The sequence below is a fragment of the Thermomonas sp. genome, from assembly GCF_047606765.1.
Lineage (GTDB): Bacteria > Pseudomonadota > Gammaproteobacteria > Xanthomonadales > Xanthomonadaceae > Thermomonas.
Window position 1 is genome coordinate 1 of sequence record NZ_JASGED010000130.1, and the last position, 22,699, is coordinate 22,699.

Genomic DNA, 22,699 nt, shown 5'->3' on the forward strand with positions numbered 1-22,699 from the left:
AAGAACTGGAAGTCGATCCATCACTGGAAGCCAGCGCTGGACAGCTTCCAGGTGATGTTCGGTGAGGAGCGCGTGCCGCTTGACGCGCTATGACCAAATCAAGTTACACAGTTTGTTTGACAGACCCCGGCAATCAGGCGAAGCGCTACGGTTCCAGCACCTGCACCAATCTCCCGCATTGCACGCTCGCGCGCCCACCCCCGCTTGGTTTCCGCTACCCTTGCGACTTCGTTTGCCCCCATCCCCACGCCATGTCGTCGTACAACCCCCGCAACAAGATCGCCACCCGCACCCGCCTGACCGAAGTCCGCTACGAGATCCGGGGCGAGCTGGCCCGCCGCGCACGCGAACTGGAAGGCCAGGGCCGCACGCTCATCAAGCTCAACATCGGCAATCCGGGGGCGTTCGGTTTCCGCGCACCGGATCACCTGCAGCGTGCGATTGCCGACCACATCGCAAGCACCGATCCCTACACCCACCAGCAAGGCCTGCCGGAAGCACGCGAGGCCATCGCCGCGTTTCATCGCAAACGCGGCACGCCGAACGCATCGCCAGAGCGCGTGTTCGTCGGCAATGGCGTCAGCGAACTGATCGACATTTCCCTGCGCGCCCTGCTCAATCCGGGTGAGGAAGTGCTGGTGCCGTCGCCGGACTACCCGCTGTGGAGCGCCGCGACCATCCTCAACGATGGACGCCCGGTCTATTACAAGTGCGACCGCGAGAATGGCTTTTTGCCCGATCCGGAACAAATCGAATCGCTGGTGTCATCGCGCACCCGCGCCATCGTCCTCATCAACCCCAACAACCCGACCGGCGCGAACTATCCGCGCGCGCTGCTGGAGCGCATCGTCGAGATCGCGCAGCGCTATCGCCTGCTGCTGCTGGTCGATGAAATCTACGACGGTATCCTGTACGACGATGCCGTGTTCCAGCCGCTGGCACCGCTGGCCGGCGACCTGCCCTGCCTGACCTTCAGCGGGCTGTCGAAGGTACACCGCGCCTGCGGCTGGCGCGTGGGCTGGGCGGTGTTGAGCGGTGACCCGATGGCCTGTGGTGATTTCCACCACGCGATGGACCTGCTCGGCGCGCTGCGCCTGTGCGCCAACGTGCCGGGGCAGTTCGCCATTGAACAGGCGCTGCACGGTGCCGATACCATCAGCGCGTTGTGCCAGCCGGGTGGTCGCCTGTACGAAACCCGCCGTGCCCTGATCGAAAGCTGCAACACCAGTCCGCACCTGTCGCTGGTGGCGCCTGCGGGCGCGCTGTACGGCTTCCCGCGCGTGGTGGGTGCAGCGGCGCATGGCTTCGACGATCACGATTTCGCTTTGCAGATGCTGGAAGAAGAAGACGTGCTGATCGTGCCCGGCACCAGCTTCAACGTGCCGTATCGCGACCATTTCCGCGTGACCCTGCTGCCGGAAGCGCCGATGCTGCGCGAGGTGTTCACGCGCATTGACCGCGTGCTGTCGCGTCGCGCGGAGAATGCGCAGCGCAACAGCGCGGTGGCATGAAATCACGAAAGACCCCGTCATTCCGGCGAAAGCCGGAATCCAGCTTTTCTATTGTTAGAGCAAGGGCTGGATTCCCGCTTTCGCGGGAATGACGAGCAAAAGCCAATGCGCGCACTGTCCTACCTCGCACTCGGCGATTCCTACACCATCGGCGAAGGCGTCGAGCCGGCAAGCCGCTGGCCGATGCAGCTTGCGCGCGCATTGCGCGAGGCCGGCATTGCCATCGACGATCCGCACATCATCGCCACCACCGGCTGGAGCTGTGACGAACTGGCAGCGGCGATGGACGATGCCGAACCGCCGGGCAACCAGGATTTCGTGTCGCTGCTGATCGGCGTCAACGACCAGTATCGCGGTCATCCGCTGGATGATTACGTCGGCGCATTCCACCGTCTGCTGCGGCGTGCAGTCACGCTGGCAGGCGAGCGCGCGGATCGCGTGATCGTGCTGTCGATCCCGGACTGGGGCGTGACCCCGTTCGCCATCGCAAGTGGCCGCGACCGCAGTGCCATCGCCGATGATCTGGATGCCTACAACGCCGCCGCGCAGGAGTTGTGCGAAGCCGAAGGCGTGGCCTTCGTGGACATCACCGGCATCAGCCGCGATGGTGGCGGCGACACCGCGATGCTGGCCGACGATGGCCTGCATCCATCCGCCGCGATGTATGCGCGCTGGACGCAAGCGGCTTTGCCTGTTGCGATGAAACTACTTCGCGGCGATTGAACGATGCCGAATGCGGCGGCGCTCAACGCCGCGCCCAGGCTGCCAGCAATACCGCCGTGGCCGATGCCACGTTGAGGCTTTCCACCGCGCCGCTGCCGGGGATCGACAGGCGCAGGTCACAAGCCGCTGCAAGTTCCGGCGACATGCCATCGCCCTCCGCGCCCAGCACATAGACCAGTCGCTGCGGCAGCGCCGCCTTGAACAGATCATCGCCACCGCGCACCACGGTGGCGGCAAGCGTGAAGCCCGCGCCGCGCAGCTGCGCGATGCTGTTGTCCTCGCGCCCCAGGCGCACGAACGGCACCGCTTCCGCGCCGCCTTCGGCGACCCGCGCCGCCGCACCGGACAGCGCCAGCGTGGACGGCTTCGGCAACAGCACCGCACCCACGCCGAAATGCGCGGCGCTGCGCAGGATCGCGCCAAGGTTGTGCGGGTTGCCCACGCCATCCAGCCACAGCGCGCATTGCGGGCCTTCGGGCAAATCACGCAGCCATGTCGAAAGCGGCAACGGCTCATCGCGCAACACTTCGGCGACGACACCTTCGTGATGCGCACTGGCCGCGAGTTTCTGCAGATCGCCTTCATCCACCACGCGATAGCCAACGCGATTGGCGACACACCACTTCAGCAAAGGCTGCAATTGCGGGATGCGCGACTCGACCAGATAGAGCTTGCGGATCGCCTGCGGCCGCCGCGCGAATACCGCGCGGATGGCGTTGAGGCCATGGATGCGCAGTTCGGCATCGCGGCGCTCACGCGCGGGATGCGGCGCTGGCGCGTCGGCTGCGTCCATCCTCTGCGGCGGTCGCGGGCCGCGCGCCTTCCACGGGGAATTGTCATCACGCATGCCCACCTGCCTGCGGGGTGTCTGCTTCCAGTTTGTCCAGCTTGTGGGCCAGGGCTTCGGGCGAGGAGGTGTATTTCGCCAGCAGGGCGTAGAACGCCGGCACCACGAACAGTGACAGCAGGGTGGAGAAGGCCACGCCGAAGATCACCACCACGCCGATCGTGGCGCGGCTGGCGGAGCCCGGCCCGCCGAAGATCACCAGCGGCAGCGCGCCCATGATGGTGGCAATCGACGTCATCATGATCGGGCGCAAACGCACTGCGGCGGATTCGACGATGGCCTCATGCACGCTGTGGCCTGCATCGCGCAACTGGTTGGCGAACTCGACGATCAGGATGCCGTTCTTCGCCGCAAGGCCCACCAGCATGACGATGCCGATCTGCGAGAACAGGTTGACGGTGCCGCCGGTCAGCCAAAGCCCGATCAACGCGCCCAGCACGCCCAGCGGTACGGTCAGCATGATGACCAGCGGATGCACGAAGCTCTCGAACTGTGCGGCCAGTGCCAGATACACGATCAGCAGGGCCAGTGCGAAGGTGATGAGGACTTCGCCACCGGACTCCTGCAGTTCGCGCGATTCGCCCTTCCAGCTGATCTGCGCGTAGTCGGGCAGGCTCTCCTTCGCGGTTTGCTGTGCCCAGGCCACGGCCTGGCCCAGCGGATAGCCGTCGGCCAGGCGCGCACTGAGGGTGATCGCGCGCAGCCGATTGAAGCGGTTATAGGTGCCGGGTTCGGCAACCTCGCGCAGCGTCACCAGATTGGACAGCGGAATCAGGTTGCCGTTACGCGCACGCACCTGCAGCGCGTCCAGCGCGGCCACGGATTCGCGGCCCTTGCGGTCGGCCTGCAGCATCACGTCGTATTCCTCGCCGTTATCGACGAAGGTGGTGATGCGCCGCCCGCCCATCATGGTTTCCAGCGCGGTGCCAATCGCGGTGGCAGACACGCCAAGATCGGCGGCGCGCGCCTTGTCCACGATCACCCGCATCTGCGGGCGGGTTTCCTTGTAGTCGGAATCCGGGCCGACGAAGCCGGGGTTGTCTTCCATCTTCGCCAGCATGATGTCGCGCCAACCGGCCAGTTCTGCGTAATCCGGGCCACCCAGCACCAGCTGGAACGGTTGCCCGCGTGTGCGCACCAGACCGCCCCCCACCATCGAACGCACGCGTACACCGGTCATGCCGGCGAATTGCTTTTCGAGCGCGTCGGCAACTTCTGCAGTGCTCTGCTTGCGCTGGTCCCACGGTTGCAGGAACACCATCACGCGCCCGGTATGCATTTCCTCGCTGGCACCAAAGCCGCCCGGCACGCGCGGATTGGCGCGCAGGATCGGCTTGCCTTCGCCAACCTGGCCGGCAAGGATCGCCTCCATCTGCTGCATCTGCTTGACGCTGTAGTCGTAGCCGGCGCCTTCCGGGCCTTCCATGTTGAGCATGAACGAGCCGCGATCCTCCGGCGGTGCAAGCTCACTGGGCAGCCACTTGAACAGCAGCACCAGACCCACCAGCGCGGCCAGCACCAGCCCGCCGAACAAGCCGATGCGATGGACGTTGCGGCCCAGCACGCTGCGATAGCCGCGCGCCAAACGCTCGAAGCGTGCGTTGAGCCATTCGCTGGCGCGGTTGCCATGCACCGCGTGCGGGCCGGCATGCGGGCGCAGCAGCTTGGACGCCATCATCGGCGTCAGCGTCAGTGCGACGAAGGCGGAAATCGCCACCGCCGCCGCCAGCGCCACCGACAGTTCGCGGAACAGCCGGCCCGTGTTGCCTTGCAGGAAGCCGACCGGCAGGAACACCGCCACCAGCACGGCAGTGGTGGCGAGCACCGCGAACGCCACCTGCGCGGTGCCGCGCCGCGCGGCGACCAGCGGCGGTTCGCCCAGATCGACGCGGCGCTGGATGTTTTCCACCACCACGATGGCGTCATCGACCACCAGGCCGATGCACAGCACCAGGGCAAGCAGGGTCAGCAGGTTGATCGTGAAACCGAAGGCATACAGCGCGATGAACGAGGCGACCACGCACACCGGCACGGTGACTGCCGGGATCACCGCCGCGCGCACGCTGCCAAGGAACAGCCAGATCACCAGCAACACCAGCACCAGCGCTTCGACCAGGGTGTGATAGACGCGCTCCACCGCCGCCGAGATGAACGTGGTGGTGTCGAAGGCGACATAGATGTCGGTGCCCTTCGGCAGCGTCGCCTTGATGCGTTCGGCCTCGGCCTTGGCGGCTTCGGCCACGTCCAGGCTGTTGGCGGTGGAAGTCTTGACGATGCCGATGCCCATCGCCGGCTCGCCGTTGCTGCGGTAGTAGGCGCGGCGCTCGGCGGATTCCAGCGCCACCCGCGCCACGTCGCCCAGCCGCACCACGTAACCATCACTGCCCTTGGCAATCGGCATCTGCGCGAACTGCTCGGCGCTGGTGTAGTCGCGCGCCACGCGCAGGGTGAAATCACGATCCGCCGATTCGATGCGGCCTGCACCCAGCTCCACGTTTTCCGCGCGCAGTGCGGTTTCCACGTCAGCGGCGGTCAGCCCGCGTGAGGCCAGCTTGTCGCCATCCAGCCAGATCCGCATCGCGTAGCGCTGGCTGCCGCCCATGCGCACCTGCGCCACGCCTTCCAGGCTGGAAAAGCGATCCACCAGATAGCGCTGCGCATAGTCGGCAAGTTGCAGCAGATCCATCGACTCGGAGCGCAGGTTGAGCCAGATGACCGGGTCGGAATCGCTTTCGACCTTGCTGATCTCGGGCGCATTCGCCTCTTCCGGCATGCGGTCGCCAACCCGGCTGACCGCGTTGCGCACGTCGTTGGCAGCGGCTTCGATGTCGCGGCTGGCGTAGAACTCGATGCTGATGCGCGAGCTGCCGTTGCGGCTGCTGGACTCGATGGTGTTGATGCCTTCGATGCCGGCCAGCGCGTCTTCCATGGTCTGGGTGATGCGGGTTTCGACCACGCTGGCCGATGCGCCGGGGTAATCGACAGACACCGACACGATCGGCGGATCGATGGCCGGCAATTCACGCAGGGTCAGGCGCATGAACGACATCGCGCCCAGCACCATCAACAGCAGGCTCATCACCACGGCCAGCACGGGCCGCTTGATCGACAGGTCGGAAAGCTTCATGGCCTACTTCGCCACCGCGCCTTCGGAAACCGCACTGCCCGCGCGCAGCTTGCCGGTACCTTCGACCACGATGCGATCACCCGCCGCCACGCCTTCCTTCAACATGACCTTGCCGGGGATGCGGCCGCCGACCACCACGTTCGCCTTTTCCACCGTGCCGTCGGCCTTGACCCGCCACACGAAGGTTTCGCTGCCGGTCTGCTGCACGGCGATCTCCGGCACCACCAGCGCGGGCCGGATGCCGCGCGACAGCGCAACTTCCACCAGCATGCCCGGTTTCAGCACGCGGTCTGGATTGGGGAAGCCGGCGCGCACGGTGGCGGCGCGCGTGGCCGCGTCCAGCCGCGCGGCCACTGTGTCCACGCGGCCTTCAAAGCTGCGATCCGCATAGGCAGCCACGCGACCGCTCACCTCCTGTCCGGGCGCAACGCCGGCCAGCTCGGTTTCCGGCACCGGGAAGTCCACATAGACGCGGGAGATGTCATCCAGCGTGGCAATCGCCGTGCCCGGCGTGACCAGCGCGCCGGGGCTGACCTGGCGGATGCCCAGCACGCCGGAAAACGGCGCGCGGATCACGCGGTCGGACAGGTTGGCGCGCACCTGCGCAACCTGCGCGCGGGCGGCATCGCGGGTGGCGCGTGCGGCATCCAGCGCGGAGCGCGCCACCAGTTGCTGCTGGAACAAGGTTTCCTGCCGGCGGTGCTGCTGCTCGGCCTCCTTCAACGCGGCTTCCGCCGAATCCAGCGCGGCCTGCTGCTGCTGGCCGCTGAGGGTGACCAGCGCCGCACCACGCGCGACCTGCTGGCCGCTTTCGAAATGCACCTGCTGCACGGTTTCGCTGACCTTGGCGGTGATCGTCACCGCCTCGTGCGCACGCACCGTGCCCAGCGCGCGCAGCGCGTCGTTCCAGTCCTGCTCGCGCACGGTTTCCACCGTCACCGGTACCGGCGCATTGGCGCGCGCGCCCGGCCCGGACGGTTTGCCCGCCTCCTGGCGACCGCAGGCGGCCAGCGCCAGTGCAAGGACGAAGGGAAGGGAATGCTGGATGCGCATGGGGCAGCGGATTCATGGCGGGGGATCGGGGATTCTAGCCGCCGCACGCGGCGACCCCCTGTGCCATCCGCTGGGGTCGCCCTCATCAGCGCCTGTTCGGCGCGCGCGTCGAAGCGCCTTCCCTTGCAAGCAAAACGCCGGCACGGGGCCGGCGTTTCGGAAAATCCATCGTCATGCCCGCGCAGGCGGGCACCCATGGACGTTATCGCGATGAAAAGCAACGTCCATGGACTCCCGCCTTCGCGGGAGTGACGAACAGGATCAACCCTCCCATTGGCCGAGGGCGGCAAGACCATTGGCCTTGGCCCGCTCGAACACGGTCTGCTGCGCCTTGTCCCAGTTGCCGGTCATGTCCTTGGCCCACAGCGCCAGCGCGGCCTGCTGCATCGCCCGGCCATAGCTGAAGCTCAGCGGCCACGGGTTCGGGCCCATGCGGTTCATCGCGTCCAGATGCGCGGTGGCATCCTCGTCGCTCTGCCCGCCAGACAGGAACACGATGCCCGGCAGGATCGCCGGCACCGCCGACTTCAGGCACATCAGGGTGGACTCGGCCACTTCCTCGACGCTGGCCTGCTCCTCGCAGCCCTTGCCGGGGACGACCATCGACGCCTTCAGGATGGTGCCTTCCAGCATCACGTTCTGGTTGTACAGCGCGTCGAACAGCGCGCGCAGGGTGACCTCGGTGACCTCATAGCAGGTCTCGATGTCGTGGTCGCCGTCCATCAGCACTTCCGGCTCCACCATCGGCACCAAGCCCTGCTCCTGGCACAGCGCGGCATAGCGCGCCAGCGCGTGCGCATTGGCTTCGATGCAGGTGCCGGAGGGGATGTCCTCGCCGATGTTGATGACCGCACGCCACTTGGCGAAGCGCGCGCCCAGCTTGTAGTACTCGGCCAGGCGCTCGCGCAGGCCGTCCAGGCCTTCGGTGACCAGCTCGCCGGGGAAGCCGGCCAGCGGATGCGTGCCCTTGTCCACCTTGATGCCGGGGATCATGCCGTTGTCCAGCATGTACTTGGCGAACGGCACGCCGTCACGGGTCTTCTGGCGGATGGTTTCGTCGAACAGGATCGCGCCGGACAGGTACTGGTTGACGTTCGGCGCGGTCAGCAGCAGCTCGCGGTAGGCGCGGCGGTTTTCCTCGGTGCATTCGATGCCGACGCCGTCAAAGCGCTTCTTGCAGGTGCTGGCGGATTCGTCGATGGCGATGATGCCCTTGCCCGGGGCAACCATGGCGCGGGCGGTTTCGGCGAGTTGTTCGATGCTCATGGGTGCGGCTCGGCTGGCGGGAAGGCGCAAATTATAGCCGCCAGCGCCCCTCATGAAATCGTTGTCAGCCCGGCAAGCGGAGCAAGCTCCGCTTCTACAAATACAGCTGCGTTACAACTCGCCCAACCCCGCCGCGCGTCCGTCTTCGCCGATTTCCAGCAGGCGCAGGGTATTCGTCGCGCCACGGGTTTCCATGTGCTCGCCGCTGGTGAACACCACGCGGTCGCCGGCTTCCAGCAGACCGGCCTCGACCAGCATGCGGGTGCTGCCGCGCGCGGCTTCGCGCGGGGTCTGGCCGCGGCTGTCGTAATCCATCGGGAACACGTCGCGCATCAGCGCCATCCTGCGGCGCGCGCCGGCATGACGGGAAAACGCATAGATCGGCACCGAGGAGCGGAAGCGCGACAGGTAGCGCGCGGTGCCGCCGGATTCGGTCATCGCCACCACCGCGCGCACGCCGATGTGTTCGGACAGGAACATGGTCGCCATCGCGATGGCGTGGTCGGCGCGTTCCAGCCCGCGACGCGCGGCTTCGAAATCGGTATCGGCCTCGAATTGCGTTTCCGCACCGATGCAGATGCGCGCCATCGCTTCCACCGCGCGCACCGGCCAGCTGCCGGCGGCGGATTCCTGCGACAGCATCACCGCATCGGTGCCGTCGATCACGGCGTTCGCCACGTCCAGCACTTCGGCGCGGGTCGGAATGGGGCTATCCACCATCGACTGCAGCATCTGCGTTGCGGTGATGACCACTTTCTCGCGCGCCACTGCCTCACGGATGATCTTCTTCTGCAGGCCGGGCAACGCGGCATCGCCGATTTCCACGCCCAGGTCACCACGCGCCACCATCACCACGTCGCTGGCATCGACGATCTCGGCAAGATTCTCGATGGCTTCGGCACGCTCGATCTTGGACACCAGCGCGGCGCTGCTGCCGTGCGCTTTCGCCACTCGGCGCGCTTCGTGCATGTCCTCGGCATTGCGGCAAAAACTCACCGCGATGAAATCCACATCCATGCCGGCGGCAATCGCGATCAGCTCGCGGTCCTTCTCGGTGATCGCACCCAGCGACAATCCGCCGCCCTGCTTGTTCAGGCCCTTGCGGTTGGACAGCACGCAGTCGTTGAGGATGGTGGTGACGATGCGCGCGCCTTCCACCGCATCCACCTGCAATTGCACGATGCCATCGTCCAGCAGCAGCACGTCGCCGGGTGCCACGTCGCCGGGCAGTTCCAGATAGCTCACGCCAACCTGCGTTTCATCGCCGGGCGGCACGTTGAGGCTGGCGACCAGATCGAAGCGGTTGCCCGCCTTCAACTGCACCTTGCCGGCGGCGAAAGTTTCCACGCGAATCTTCGGCCCCGGCAGGTCGGCAAGGATGCCGACTTCGCGCCCGATCTTTGCAGCCATCGCCCGCACCGCCTCGCCACGCGCGACCTGCGCCGAGGGATCACCATGCGAAAAGTTCAACCGCACCACATCCACGCCTGCGCGCAGCACCGCCTCCAGCACCTCCGGCGGATCGGTGGCCGGGCCGAGGGTGGCAACGATGCGGGTGCGGCGGCGATGTTCGGTCATGTGTGAGCTCCTGTGGTCGCGCACGCTAGCACGACACGGCAAATGGCGCTGTCCGCAGGACAATGGAATCAATGTCAGCCCGCGCGCGCCTGCAGCGCCGCGACCGCCGGCAGGGTCTTGCCTTCCAGGAACTCGAGGAACGCGCCACCGCCGGTGGAGATGTAGCTGACGCTATCGGCGATGCCGTACTTGTCCACCGCCGCGAGGGTGTCGCCGCCGCCGGCGATGGAGAACGCGGGCGATGCAGCGATGGCGCGGGCCACGGCTTCGGTGCCCTTGCCGAAGGCATCGAACTCGAACACGCCGACTGGGCCGTTCCAGACCACGCTGCCGGCGTTTGCAATCAGTGCGGCATAGGCCTGCGCAGTCTGCGGGCCGATGTCGAGGATCATGTCGTCCGCGCCGACCGCATCGACCGGCTTGATGGTGGCCGGCGCATCGGCGGCGAACGCGGGCGCGACCACCACATCCACCGGCAGCGGAATCTCGGCACCGCGTGCCTTGGCATCAGCCATGATCTGTTTGGCTGTATCGATCAGATCCATTTCCACCAGCGACTTGCCAACGCCGTAACCGAGTGCGGCGATGAAGGTATTGGCGATGCCGCCGCCGACGATCAATTGATCGACCTTGGACACCAGCGAGGACAGCAGTTCCAGCTTGGTGCTGACCTTGCTGCCGGCGACGATGGCCAGCAGCGGGCGCGCGGGATTGGCCAGCGCCTTGTCCAGCGCGTCGAGTTCCGCCATCAGCAGCGGGCCACCACAAGCCACCGGCGCGAAGCGGATCGCACCATGCGTGGAGGCCTGCGCGCGGTGCGCGGTGCCGAAGGCGTCCATCACGAACACGTCGCACAGCGCGGCATATTGCTTCGACAGGGCTTCGTCGTCCTTGCCCTCGCCGACATTCATGCGGCAGTTCTCAAGCAAGACCAGCTGGCCGGGCTGCACATCGACGCCATCGACCCAGTCCTTCACCAGCGGCACGTCGAAGCCCAGCAGTTCCGACAAACGCGCGGCCACCGGCGCGAGTGAATCGGCTTCACTCCAGCTGCCTTCCTTCGGACGGCCGAGGTGCGAGGTCACCATCACCGCCGCGCCTTTTTCCAGCGCCAGCCTGATGGTGGGAGTGGAAGCGAGGATGCGCTGGTCGGACGTGACCTTGCCATCTGCGACAGGCACGTTGAGGTCTTGCCGGATCAGGACGCGCTTGCCGGAAAGGTCGAGATCGGTCATGCGGAGGATGGACATGGGCATTCCTGCGGACGTGGGGATGCGCAATTGTCGGGGCGGCGCGTGCGTGCGGCAAATCGCCGCTCAATGGGCGGGCTTGCTGCGCAACAGACTGAAGGCAAAGCCCGCCACCAGCGCAGCACCCGCAATCAGCACGCCCCACAGCAGCCAGCGCTTCCAGTCGGGCTTTTGCGCAAGCGGGCGCAATGCCGCCTCGCCAGCCAGCGTCTGGCGCGCACCCAGCGTTGCGGTGACCGGCTGCCAGTCCTTGCCGCGCTCGCTGCGCAGCGCATCGAGCAACTGCGGCAGCGGCACGTCCGCGCGCGCCGCGCGTGTACTGCCGGCCAGCAAGCGAAATGGTGGCTTGCCCTGGGCGAGGAACACGACGACTTCGGGCCGATAGCCCAGGCGCAGCACTGGCGCTTCGCCTTCCACCGGTGCCTGCGCGCGCAGCCGCCAATGCAGGTCACGCGACAGGCGATGCAGCGGCTGCGGCGGCGAACGGCTGGACGTGCCGCCGCTATCGATGCGATAGGCCATCCATGACGCGGCAGCGGATCGCCACGGCGCGTTTGCATCGTCGCGCTGTTCCAGCGTCCAGTGATGCGTGCTGTTGCCCGAAGCCACCACATCCGCCGCTTCCACCGGGAAGCGCCCGTCCAGCGTGTATTCGAAGCTGACGCCATCGCGATCTTCCACGCGCCGGCCCTGCACTTCTTCCCATTGCAATGCCGGTGCAGCAACGCGGCCCGCCAGCTCCGCAGTGATGCCGGTCAACACCAGTGGCACGGCGTCCGCCCGCAGCGGCAGCAGGCGCAGATAGCGCGCCTGCACCGCAGGCAAGGCGATGCGATCCTCGACGATGCGCTGGCCGTTGTTGCGCAATTGCACCAGCCGCGCATCGGCCTGCACCTCGCGCCATTGGCGCAGATCGTCCGAGGCCTCGACGCGATAGCTGCGGTCGAACGGTGCCTCGTCCGACCACGCAAGCCGCAGCGCCGCCACCGGCTCGCGCAGGCGGCTGGCATCGATCACGAAGCCGCTGTCGCTGTCCGCCGTCGTGCCGGCATCGCGTAGCTCTACGCGGCGCAGGGTGCCGTCGGTGGCAACTTCGCTGATCGCGCGGATGTCGCGGTTGGATGCAGCGGCATCCTTCGGCAATGGAAACCACGGCAAGGCCACGCTGCCGCCGGCCTGCACCAGCGGCGCATCCGCCGGCAACACGTCCGTGGCAACCGGCTTGCCATCGGCATCCACCACGACCACATCACGCAGGTTGGGTGTCTGCGCCTGCCGATAGACCGAAGGCTCCAGCACCACGCGATAGGCACCACCATCTTCGCGCTGCAAGGACAGCGGCCACTGGCTGGCGTAGTCGTCGCCGGTCGCCGCGAATGCCACCAGCGGCAGCGCCAGCAGCCATGCAAGTTTTTTCATGTTCATGCGGCTGTCTCCGCGTTGCTGTCTTCTTCGCGCTTCGGCGGTGCCGGTGCGAAGTAACCCACCACCGTACACAGCAGGCCATAGGCGATGAACGAGCCGATGCCCAGCAGATTGCCCAGATGCTGGCGATCGACCAGCACGAGTTTTGCCAGCACCACACCCATCAACATCGCGCCGGCCAGCCACAGCATGCGCTGGCCGCGACGCGAACCAATCACCCAACCCAGCACGCCCAGCACGCTCCAGGTCACGGTCAGGCTGGTCTGCGCCAGGCTGCCGGGCAGCAGGCTGTCATCCCACGGCACGCCGCCCCAGTGATGCACGGCGTGCAGCACCACCGAGGTGATCCAGACGAAGGCCAGCGCCGCCAGCAGCGCCACTCGTTGCGGCGGCAGCGCGCGCAGTCCCGCTGGTGCCTGCCAGCGCAGCGCCAGTACCAGCGCCGCCAGTTGTGCCAGCTCCAGCGGATTGAGCACCGGCAGCCATGGCAGCGGCGCAGCGGCACCCGCATGCAGCAGCGATGCCAACCACCACAGCCCCAGCACGCCGAAGGTCACCCCCAGCAAGCGCCCGCGCCAGCCATCGAAACGTTCGCCCAGCGGCATCGACAACCAGCGCCAGCGATGCAGCGCGAGTGCTGCCACCGCCAGCCACGGCAACGCCACCAGCGCCACGCGCCAGCCTTCGCCGAACACGCCGATCTGGCCCGGCAACCAGTGCAGCAACAGGCAGGCCGCAAGCGGCCAGACCAGCCACCAGACGAACTGCGCGGCCGGCGCGGCGCGATGCTCGCCATCGCGCAGGCACATCAGGCTGCGCACGCCCAGCGCCGCGAATACCAGCCATGCCCACACGCCATGACCAGCGAATGGCTGTTCGTGCGCCGCGCTTTGCAGCAAGGCCAGCGGCACGGCCATCGCCAGCGCCGCCAGCGTCGTCCACGCCAATGCGCCTGCCGGACGACGACGATGCACTTCCGCTGCAAGCCAGCCGGTCAATGCACTGAAGACAAGCAATGCGTCGGGCGCATCGCGATAGTCCAGGTGATCGTAGATTTCATGGATGCCGTTGCCGATCCACCACAGCAGACCCCAGCCGTAATACGCCAGCGCGATCTTGTCGCTACGCGCATCGCGGTTGGCCCAGGCACTGGCGAAGCCGGCCAGCGCGATCAGCAGCGCGCCCATGAAGCCGGCGTTTGCAAACATCGCCGCATCAAAATCGGGATGCGCAACCGCCAATGCCGCCGCTGCCGCCGACTGCAAACCCGCGCCTGCAAACTGCGGCAGGCGACGCCCCTGGCGCAGGCCCAGCCAGACCAGCGCCGCGCCTTCCAGCGCAAACACGCTTGCGGTGGCGCGCGCGGACAAGGCCAGCGGTACCGACAGCGTGGCGAAGCCCACCGCCAGCATCGCCCAGGACTGCATCAGCGCCGCAAAGCCGCCGCGCCTGCGCAGCCACCATGCCAGCGCGGCGTACAGCACACCCAACCCCAGCGCGCAGAACGCCAGCGGCATGCGCGCACCTTCCAGCAAGCCCGCCTGCATCGAAAACGCCACCAGCGGCGTGCCGAACACGAGGCAACCATCGATCAGATCACGCCTTCCTTCCGGCCTGCGCCGCGCGAACAGCAGCGGGATCGCCAGATAGAACAGGAAGAACAGCACGAGGAACGGCTGCGTGCTGGCGTACTTCGCAGGTATGTAGTCCAGCACGCCCCAGAGGGTGCCGATGCCGAAGGTGAAGGCGAAACCCAGCAGGTTCAGCACGCGCCAGGACTTGTACCAGGCGATGCCGAAGATGGCCGCGTTGAGCACGGCATAGTACGAGAACAACGCAACGTGGTTGCCACTGCCGGTCGAAAGCCAGATTGGCGCGAGGAAACCGGCCAGCAGCGCGAACACCGCCAGCGCCTTGGCATCCTGCAACACCGCCAGTACGCCTGCACCGGCCACCAGCACGATGCTGAGCGCGAACGCCGCACCCGCCGGGATCATCCCGAAGTTCTTGAACGCGGCAAACACCACCAGCAGCAGCACGCCGATGGCACCGCCCTGCAAACTCAACGCGAAGATGCGGTTGCTCTCGCGCTTGCGCCATGCAAACACCAGCGCGCCCAGCGCGGCAGCGGCAACAGCGGCCAGCTTCAACTCCGGCGGCGTGGTGAGCCAACCCTGATCGGCGGCGTACTTCAACAATGCAGCGACACCGGCAAACAGCACCAGCACGCCGATCTTCACCGGCACGTTGCCGACGGTGAACCAGCGCTGCACTGCGCGCATCGCCAGGGTGATGATGTCCGGGCGCGCCGGCCTTGCCGGCGGTGCGGGCGCAGGCGGTGGCGCTTGCGGTGCCGGTTCGGCCACGCGCGCTGCGGGCGGTGCAGCCGCGCGGATTGGCTCGGCGACTTTCGGTGGTTCCGGTGCGGGCGTGGGCGAAGGTGCAGATGGTGTCGACGCCGCTGCGGGTGTGGGCTGCGGAATCGGCGCAGGTTGTGCCGCCGCAGGTTCCGCTGCGCGTGCAGACATGCGGCGCAGCCGCTCCACGTCCATCTCCAGCACGCTCACCCGCTGCTTCACGGAAGACAGCGACATCAGCGCAACGATCAGCAGCACCGGCACCGCCAGTACGGCCAACACGAGCAATACGATCACGCCTTCCATCTGCCACCCTCATGACTGCGCGCCGGCAGACTCGGCGATGCACCGGCGATTTGCAAGGCCACGCGGTGCCGCTCAGGCGCAGACCCGATCGCGCCCCGCGTGCTTGGCGCGATACAGTGCCTCGTCGGCCCGCCTGAGCATGTCCTCGATATCGCCGTCGCCCGCCTGCAGCGTGGCCACGCCCACGCTGACCGTCATCCGGCCCATGGGCGATCCGGCGTGGAGGATGTCGGCGTCGCGCACGCGCTGGCAGATGCGCTCACCCACCTTGATCGCCTGTGCCTGCATGGCACCGGGCAGGAACACCGTGAACTCCTCGCCACCCGGCCGCGCCAACACGTCATCGGCGTGCAGCAGCGCACTGCGCACCGCACCTGAAAAGCGACGCAACGCACCGTCGCCTTCGGCATGGCCATAGAGATCGTTGTAACGCTTGAAGTGATCGATATCGATGGCGAGCACGGACAACGGCTGGTTGCTGGCGCGCGCCTCCCGCCACAGGCGTTCGCCGGTCTCCTGGAAGCCCCGATAGTTGAGGCTGCCCGTCAATGCGTCGGTACGACTCAACTGGTCGAGATCGGCGACCGCCTTGCGCAGCAATTCAGTGCGCTGCGCAATGACCTGCTCCCTCTGGTCGAGCACCTCGCGCAGTTCGCCGAACACGGCATTCAGGCGGGCGGCAAGCTCACCGATGCCACGCGACAACGGCTGCAGTTCCTCCGGCATGCGTGAAAGCTGTTGCGGGTCGGGCATGCCGCCCAGTGCATAGCCGTGCAGACCGGCCAGCAATCGCCCCATGCTGGACACCAGCAGCCGACGCAACCGCCACAGCGCCAGCAGGATGCCAAGCGTGGTCACCATCAACAGGCCAAGCAGCAGACCAAGCCGCGACTGGCTGGCGGCCAGCAAGCGCTGTTCGGGGGCGATCACCGCCACCACCCAGCCGTTGCGCATCCGCACCGCATGCGCGTAGGCCTTGCCTTCACCCTGCACCAGGCCGGCCAGCAGGCGCTCCCTGCCCTGCTGGCCCGGCTCCGCAGCACCGCGACGGAGCGCATCGCCCAGCACGCCGGTCGCGTCCGCGAACCGCCAGCGCAAGCCCTGGCTGGCATGCACCACGCGGTTGCCATGATCCAGCAGGATCAGCTCGAAGCCGCGCTGGCGCAGGGTTCTGGAGCGCTGGCCAACCAGGCGCTCGACCGGCAACGCTGCCTGCAACGTGCCCGGGACGGCACTGTTGTCGCGTAAAGGCACGGAAACCACGACGAGCGCCTCGCCGTCGCTGCGCACCGCATCGAACGCCTGCGGCGTGCTGGCAGCGCGTCGCGGTTGCGAGCCATCGTTGCCTGCCGCCACTGCCGCCGCGCCGGCACCGGGCTTCGCCACGCCGATGCCGTTGCGATCACTCACCCGCGCCCATGCCAACGATGGATACGCCTGCAGCAGCCGCTGCGGCTCGGGGGTAGCGGCACCGTCCGCAAGCAGGCGGACGCCACCCAGGATGCCCTCCAGCGAATCGTCGAAGGCGTTCTGGCTACTCTGCGCACTGCTGGCCAGGCGCAGCATCAGTTCGTCGTGGTCGCGCTGCCACTGGCTCCACAGCAGCGCACCGCCGAACACGACCACCGGCAGCAGCGCGGTCGATACCAGCATCCACGTCAACTCGCGACGCAGGCTCCAGCTTGCAGTGGCAACAGGTTCACTCACCATCGCCTTCTAGCATGGTGTTTGTGAACACAAAGCCCCGCACGGGCGGGGCTTCGCGGAAACCAAACGGTGCGGCGTGCTTACTTTGCCGCGACCACCTTGACCATTTCGAGGCACTTGTTGGAATAGCCCCATTCGTTGTCGTACCAGCTCACCAGCTTGACGAACGTGTCGTCCAGCGCGATGCCGGCCTCGGCATCGAAGATGCTGGTGCGGGCGTCGCCACGGAAGTCGGTGGCAACCACTTTCTCCTCGGTGTAGCCCAGCACGCCCTTCAATGCGCCTTCGCTCTGCGCCTTCATCTCCGCACAGATCTCGGCGTAGGTGGCGGGTTTTTCCAGTTCCACGGTCAGGTCAACCACCGACACGTCGCTGGTCGGCACGCGGAAGGCCATGCCGGTCAGCTTGCCCTTGAGCTGCGGCAGCACCACGCCCACCGCCTTGGCCGCGCCAGTGCTGGACGGGATGATGTTTTCGAGGATGCCGCGACCACCGCGCCAGTCCTTGTTGCTGGGGCCATCGACCGTCTTCTGCGTTGCGGTGGCGGCGTGTACGGTGGTCATCAGGCCGCGCTTGATGCCCCATTTGTCGTTCAGCACCTTGGCCAGCGGCGCAAGGCAGTTGGTGGTGCAGCTGGCATTGCTGATGATCGGCTGGCCTGCGTAGCTGCCGCAGTTCACGCCATGCACGAACATCGGCGTGTCGTCCTTGCTGGGCGCGGACATGATGACCTTTTTCGCACCGGCGTCGATGTGCTTCTGCGCGCCGTCCTTGGTCAGGAAGATGCCGGTGGATTCGATCACGACATCCGCGCCGATCTCGCCCCACTTCAGGCTGGCCGGGTCTTTCTCCGCAGTCAGGCGGATGGTCTTGCCGTTGACGACAAGGTTGCCGCCTTCGATCTTCACGTCGCCATCGAAGCGGCCATGCACGGAGTCGTGGCGCAGCATGTAGGCCAGATAGTCCGGCTCCAGCAAGTCATTGATGCCGACGATCTCGATGTCGTCGCCGAAGTTCTGCACCGCCGCGCGGAACACGCAACGACCAATGCGACCGAAACCGTTGATGCCAACCTTGATGGCCATTGCGGAGTTCTCCTGCCGGGGTTCGTGGGGGAATCCGCATTCTAACCAATCGCCCCGGCGCATCAGCCGTTGCAGGTTTGTTTTTGCCCAACAATCGGACGCGAACAGCAGGCAGCAAATCGTTTCCGGTGCAACAGCCCATCCCGGCTCGGATCAAGCGCCCGGCGATCCGCCGTCATGCAGCAGCGCGCCATGCCGGGGTATCCTCCCGGCATGGTCACCCGCACCCGCATCCGCTTGCTCATCGTCGCCCTGCTGCTGGGCATCGCCACCACCGCCTACGCCTGGAGCCGGCTGGGCCACAGCCTTGTCGGCGAACTGGCGCAGCGCCATCTCGACCCAACCGCGAGGGCCGAAGTCGCACGCCTGCTGGCCGGTGAGCCGGACCCGACGCTGGCCGGCGTGGCCTCGTGGGCGGATGACCTGCGCAATACCGACCCCGAGCGCTTCAAGCAGACCTCACGCTGGCACTACGTCAATGCCAAGGGCGGCGGCTGCGATTTCGACATGGCGCGTGACTGCCCCGACGGCAATTGCGTGGTCGGTGCCATCCAGAAGCAGCGCGCGATTCTTGGTGACCGCAGCCAGCCGCTGGACGCACGCCGCGATGCGTTGAAGTTCATCGTCCACTTCGTTGGCGATGCGCACCAGCCGATGCACGCAGGCAACCGCACCGACAGCGGCGGCAACGGCTACCAGATCAGCCTGCGCACGCCGATCGAGCCGGAAGCCTACGCACGCGACAAATACGTCGATGGCGTGATGGGCACCAACCTGCATGCGGTCTGGGATTACTACGTCCTTGCCGACGAAGGCCTTGGCCTGAACGCTTACGCCAACCGGCTGGACAAGCTGCCGTGGCCACCGTTCCCCACGCCGTCCGAACACGATGTGATGCCGCTGGCATGGGCGAAGGAATCCTGCCGCCTGATCGACGCACGCGGCATCTATCCACCTGCGGACAACCACAAGATGGACAGCGCCTACCTCGACGCGATGCGCCCGCTGGCCGAACAGCGCGTGCGGCAGGCCGCATGGCGGCTGGCGCAGTTGCTGAACCAGACCATCGGCGAAGCGCGCTGAGTTGAAACGAATCGCCGCGCCTTAAAACCCGTAGCGCAAGAATCCGCCATCCACCGCGATGCATTCGCCGGTGACGTAGCTCGCTGCCGGCATGCACAGGAAGGCGACGGCGGATGCCACTTCTTCCGGTTCACCGATGCGCCCCATCGGCGTGCGCAGCAGCACCTCGTCCAGATAATCGGGGTCGGCCAGCTTGCCGCTGGTGCGCCGGGTGCGGATGTACCACGGCGCAACCGCATTGACGCGGATGCCGTCCTCGGCCCATTCCACCGCAAGATTGCGGGTCATCTGGTGCAGCGCGGCCTTGCTCATGCCGTAGGGCGCGCCGCTGCGAACATGGGTGATGCCGGACACGCTGCCGACATTGACGATGCTGGAAGCCGCATGCTTCGACAGCAGCGGATGCGCCAGCCGGCACAGTTCGAACGCGGAGAACAGATTGGTCTCGAAGATGCCGCGCCACTGGTCTTCGCCATAGTCCAGCGCCGGGCGGGTGATGTTGCCACCGGCGTTGTTGACCAGCACATGCAAGCCACCGCCATCGGTGGCCCAGTCAATGATTTCGGCACGCTGTTCGTCATCGGTGACATCGGCAGGCAGCGCCAGCACCGCGTCTTCCGGGCCGGGAAACTCGTCTTCCAGTTCGGCGCGCGCGGCTTCCAGCAATGCCGCATCGCGCGCCACCATCAGCACCTGCGCGCCAAGGCCCAGCAGTTCGCGGCAGATCGCAAGGCCAATGCCGGCACTGGCACCGGTCACCAGCGCGCGTTGTCCTTCCAGTGTCCAGCGATGCGATGCCATGGGCGGCTCCGGGGCTTGCGTGGAGGGACAAGCATAGCTGCCACCACGGCGTGACTCTCAGTGCGCCACCTTCGGGGGCATTTGCGACGCCACAGGCGCGCTGCAGTTGGTCTGGCGCACCACGCTTGCGGCCAGTGCCGGGTCAAGCCGCGCCCATTCGCGCACCACGAAGCAGGCCACGACGACCGCGCCGCGTTCCTGCAGGTGGGTGTCGTCCGCCAGTTGCTGCGCCGGCACGTGCATGAAAAACGGTTTCGAGGCGTCATCGCCCAATGCGCGCAGCCAGCCCATGCTGATCTCGGTCAGGTCGATCAGGCCGACATGCTCACGCTCGGCAAGGTCGCGCACCGCCTGCGCATACAGGCCATGCGTGTCCAGCAACTGGTCGATCCTGCTGCCGCGCTCGAACTTGCGGCGCGCCAGCGGGGTGATGAGGATCGGCGTGGCCCCCTTGTCGCGCGCCAATGCAACGTAGCGCATCAACCACTGCGGGAAGGCAACATCCGGCGCGTTGTAGCGGCTGGGGTCTTCGCGTTTTTCGTCGTTGTGGCCGAACTGGATCAGCAGCACGTCGCCGGCTTGCATGGCCTTTTCCAGCGGTGCCAGCCAGCCTTCGGCAATGAAACTGCGCGAGCTTCGCCCGGACTGCGCATGGTTGCGCACCTGCCATGCGGCGGGGTCGAGGTACGGCTGCAACTGCATGCCCCAGCCCTGGCGTGGCGCGCGTTCCGGGCCATATTCGCTGGCGGTGGAATCGCCGACGATGAACACATGCCGAGGCGATTGCGCTGCGGCAGTCCCCATGCACACGAGAGCCGCGAACACACAGGCCAGCAAGCGTCGCATCAACATCGGCATCGGCATTGGAAAAGACGGAACAGGCAGGCCGGAAGTCCGGGGGAGGAAGCGCCGCCCTGCCTGTTCCATGTTCGCGAAGGAATCAGCGCGCCAGCCAGCCGCCATCGACCGGGATCACCGCGCCGTTGACGTAATCGGACGCCGCCGAGGCCAGGAATATGGCCGTGCCGCCAAGATCCGCCGGCACGCCCCAGCGCCCCGCCGGGATGCGGTCGAGGATCGCCTTGCTGCGTTCCTCGTCGGCACGCAGCTGCGCGGTGTTGTCGGTGGCCATGTAGCCCGGCGCGATCGCATTGATGTTCACGCCCTTCGCGCCCCATTCGTTTGCAAGCAGGCGGGTGATGCCGGCAATGCCGCTCTTGGACGCGGTGTACGACGGCACCCGGATGCCACCCTGGAAGCTGAGCATCGAAGCGATGTTGATGATCTTGCCGCTGCCCTGCGCGATGAAGTGCCGGCCCGCGGCCTGCGACATGAAGAACGCGGACTTGATGTTGACGTTCATCACGTCGTCCCAGTCCTTCTCGCTGAAGTCCACGGCGTCGGCGCGGCGGATCAGGCCGGCGTTGTTGACCAGGATGTCCAGCCCGCCAAGGCCGGCCACGGTTTCCTGCACCAGCCGCTGGACCGGCTCGATGGACATCAGGTTGGCTTCGATGTTGAGGAAGCGGCGGCCCAGCGCGCGCACCTTTTCACCGGTTTCTGCGGCTTCCACGATGCCGGCGGCGGCGATGTCGGCACCTGCTTCGGCCAGCGCCAGTGCGATGCCCTGGCCCAGCCCCGTGTTGGCGCCGGTAACCAGCGCGACCTTGCCTTCCAGACTGAAGGGATTGCTTGCCACGATGCGTTCTCCTGATTAGTTGCGCGGTTACTTGAGCTGGCAGATGTCCAGCACGTGCATGTCGGTGTAGTCCAGGTTCTCGCCACCCATCGCCCAGATGAAGGCGTAGTTGGCGGTGCCCGCGCCCATGTGGATCGACCACGGTGGCGAGATCACCGCTTCGTCGTTCTGCACGACGATGTGGCGCTGCGCCTCCGGCTGGCCCATGAAGTGATAGACGCGGTCGTTTTCGCCGAGGTCGAAATAGAAATAGATCTCGCTGCGGCGGTCGTGCAGGTGTGGCGGCATGGTGTTCCACACGCTGCCCGGCTTGAGCACGGTCAGGCCCAGCAGCAACTGCGAGGACTGGCAGGTGGCCGGCACGATGAACTGGTAGATGGTGCGTTCGTTGCTGGTTTCCAGCGCGCCGCGATCCAGCGCCACCGCATCCTTGATCGACAGTTGCTTCGTCTCGAAGCGCGCGTGTGCCGGTGTCGAGGTGAGGTAGAACTTCGCCGGGTTGGCGGCATCGCTCGAAGCGAACGACACATCGACGCTGCCCATCGCCACGTACAGGCCGTCCTTCGGGCCCAGCACGTACTCGGTGCCATCCACCGTCACCTTGCCGCTGCCGCTGCCGACATTGATGACGCCCAGTTCGCGGCGCTCAAGGAAGGGATGACCCGCCGCCGATGCCGGTTCGGTCTGCTGCGGCAACGCCACGGCCTGCGTCACCGGCGCGGCACCGCCGATCACGAAACGTTCGTTGTGCGAATAGTGCAACTGCACCGTGTCGGCCACGAACAGGCCACCGACCAGATAGCGGTCACGCAGTTGATCGTTGCTGGCGCCGTCCATCATGTCCGGATGGGTGGCGTGGTAAGTCCTGCAGAACATGCGGC

General features: G+C 66.6%; 17 protein-coding genes. 3 read left to right on the plus strand and 14 right to left on the minus strand.

The features are described from left to right. Nucleotides 1-251 precede the first annotated feature (251 nt). Together QM612_RS12100 and QM612_RS12105 are read left to right on the plus strand one after the other, a co-directional pair. A complete protein-coding gene (locus QM612_RS12100) occupies nucleotides 252-1,511 on the plus strand; it encodes a pyridoxal phosphate-dependent aminotransferase (protein WP_415254135.1) in 1,260 nt (419 codons plus the stop codon). A gap of 105 nt (nucleotides 1,512-1,616) precedes the next feature. Then, a complete protein-coding gene (locus tag QM612_RS12105; protein WP_415254136.1) occupies nucleotides 1,617-2,234 on the plus strand; it encodes an SGNH/GDSL hydrolase family protein in 618 nt (205 codons plus the stop codon). Between the two features lie 22 nt (nucleotides 2,235-2,256). Here QM612_RS12105 and QM612_RS12110 read toward each other — a convergent pair whose 3' ends face one another. From QM612_RS12110 to gap, 10 genes are all read right to left on the minus strand, one after another. Then, a complete protein-coding gene (locus tag QM612_RS12110) occupies nucleotides 2,257-3,081 on the minus strand; it encodes a TrmH family RNA methyltransferase (RefSeq protein WP_415254137.1) in 825 nt (274 codons plus the stop codon). After that, nucleotides 3,074-6,208: an efflux RND transporter permease subunit gene (locus QM612_RS12115; protein ID WP_415254138.1), complete on the minus strand. Its 3,135-nt coding sequence runs from the start codon at nucleotides 6,206-6,208 to the stop codon at nucleotides 3,074-3,076. Before QM612_RS12115 ends, QM612_RS12110 begins: the two co-directional genes overlap by 8 nt. A 3-nt stretch (nucleotides 6,209-6,211) precedes the next feature. Next, nucleotides 6,212-7,261 carry an efflux RND transporter periplasmic adaptor subunit gene (locus tag QM612_RS12120; protein ID WP_415254139.1) on the minus strand — a complete coding sequence of 350 codons (1,050 nt, stop codon included), beginning with the start codon at nucleotides 7,259-7,261 and terminating at the stop codon, nucleotides 6,212-6,214. A gap of 261 nt (nucleotides 7,262-7,522) precedes the next feature. After that, on the minus strand, nucleotides 7,523-8,527 hold the full coding sequence (locus QM612_RS12125; protein ID WP_415254140.1) for a class I fructose-bisphosphate aldolase: 1,005 nt from the start codon (nucleotides 8,525-8,527) through the stop codon (nucleotides 7,523-7,525). 111 nt (nucleotides 8,528-8,638) lie between these two features. Continuing rightward, nucleotides 8,639-10,105, minus strand: a complete 1,467-nt coding sequence (gene pyk / locus QM612_RS12130) for a pyruvate kinase (RefSeq protein WP_415254141.1) — start codon at nucleotides 10,103-10,105, stop codon at nucleotides 8,639-8,641. 74 nt (nucleotides 10,106-10,179) lie between these two features. Further along, nucleotides 10,180-11,355, minus strand: coding sequence for a phosphoglycerate kinase (locus tag QM612_RS12135; RefSeq protein ID WP_415254142.1), 1,176 nt, complete (start codon nucleotides 11,353-11,355; stop codon nucleotides 10,180-10,182). A gap of 66 nt (nucleotides 11,356-11,421) precedes the next feature. Continuing rightward, nucleotides 11,422-12,780 carry a DUF3999 domain-containing protein gene (locus QM612_RS12140; RefSeq protein WP_415254143.1) on the minus strand — a complete coding sequence of 453 codons (1,359 nt, stop codon included), beginning with the start codon at nucleotides 12,778-12,780 and terminating at the stop codon, nucleotides 11,422-11,424. Continuing rightward, on the minus strand, nucleotides 12,777-15,443 hold the full coding sequence (locus QM612_RS12145) for a DUF2339 domain-containing protein (RefSeq protein ID WP_415254144.1): 2,667 nt from the start codon (nucleotides 15,441-15,443) through the stop codon (nucleotides 12,777-12,779). The genes QM612_RS12140 and QM612_RS12145 overlap by 4 nt, the downstream gene beginning before the upstream one ends. A 72-nt stretch (nucleotides 15,444-15,515) precedes the next feature. Further along, the gene (locus QM612_RS12150) at nucleotides 15,516-17,150 is read right to left on the minus strand and encodes a diguanylate cyclase (RefSeq protein WP_415254145.1); all 1,635 of its coding nucleotides are present in this window, start codon (nucleotides 17,148-17,150) and stop codon (nucleotides 15,516-15,518) included. An 80-nt stretch (nucleotides 17,151-17,230) separates the two neighbouring features. Next, nucleotides 17,231-18,235, minus strand: coding sequence for a type I glyceraldehyde-3-phosphate dehydrogenase (gene gap, locus QM612_RS12155; protein ID WP_415254146.1), 1,005 nt, complete (start codon nucleotides 18,233-18,235; stop codon nucleotides 17,231-17,233). A gap of 213 nt (nucleotides 18,236-18,448) precedes the next feature. On the opposite strand from gap, the gene QM612_RS12160 reads away from it, so the two are divergent. Then, the gene (locus QM612_RS12160) at nucleotides 18,449-19,318 is read left to right on the plus strand and encodes a S1/P1 nuclease (protein WP_415254147.1); all 870 of its coding nucleotides are present in this window, start codon (nucleotides 18,449-18,451) and stop codon (nucleotides 19,316-19,318) included. A 21-nt stretch (nucleotides 19,319-19,339) separates the two neighbouring features. On the opposite strand, the gene QM612_RS12165 is transcribed toward QM612_RS12160, so the two are convergent. The 4 genes from QM612_RS12165 to kduI form a co-directional block, all read right to left on the minus strand. Next, nucleotides 19,340-20,119: an SDR family oxidoreductase gene (locus QM612_RS12165; RefSeq protein ID WP_415254148.1), complete on the minus strand. Its 780-nt coding sequence runs from the start codon at nucleotides 20,117-20,119 to the stop codon at nucleotides 19,340-19,342. Between the two features lie 57 nt (nucleotides 20,120-20,176). Further along, nucleotides 20,177-20,977: a rhamnogalacturonan acetylesterase gene (locus QM612_RS12170; RefSeq protein WP_415254149.1), complete on the minus strand. Its 801-nt coding sequence runs from the start codon at nucleotides 20,975-20,977 to the stop codon at nucleotides 20,177-20,179. Between the two features lie 82 nt (nucleotides 20,978-21,059). Continuing rightward, nucleotides 21,060-21,818: a 2-dehydro-3-deoxy-D-gluconate 5-dehydrogenase KduD gene (kduD, locus tag QM612_RS12175; protein ID WP_415254150.1), complete on the minus strand. Its 759-nt coding sequence runs from the start codon at nucleotides 21,816-21,818 to the stop codon at nucleotides 21,060-21,062. Between the two features lie 27 nt (nucleotides 21,819-21,845). Beyond that, entirely contained in the window at nucleotides 21,846-22,694 is an 849-nt protein-coding gene (kduI, locus tag QM612_RS12180) for a 5-dehydro-4-deoxy-D-glucuronate isomerase (protein WP_415254151.1), read from the minus strand. Nucleotides 22,695-22,699 lie beyond the last annotated feature (5 nt).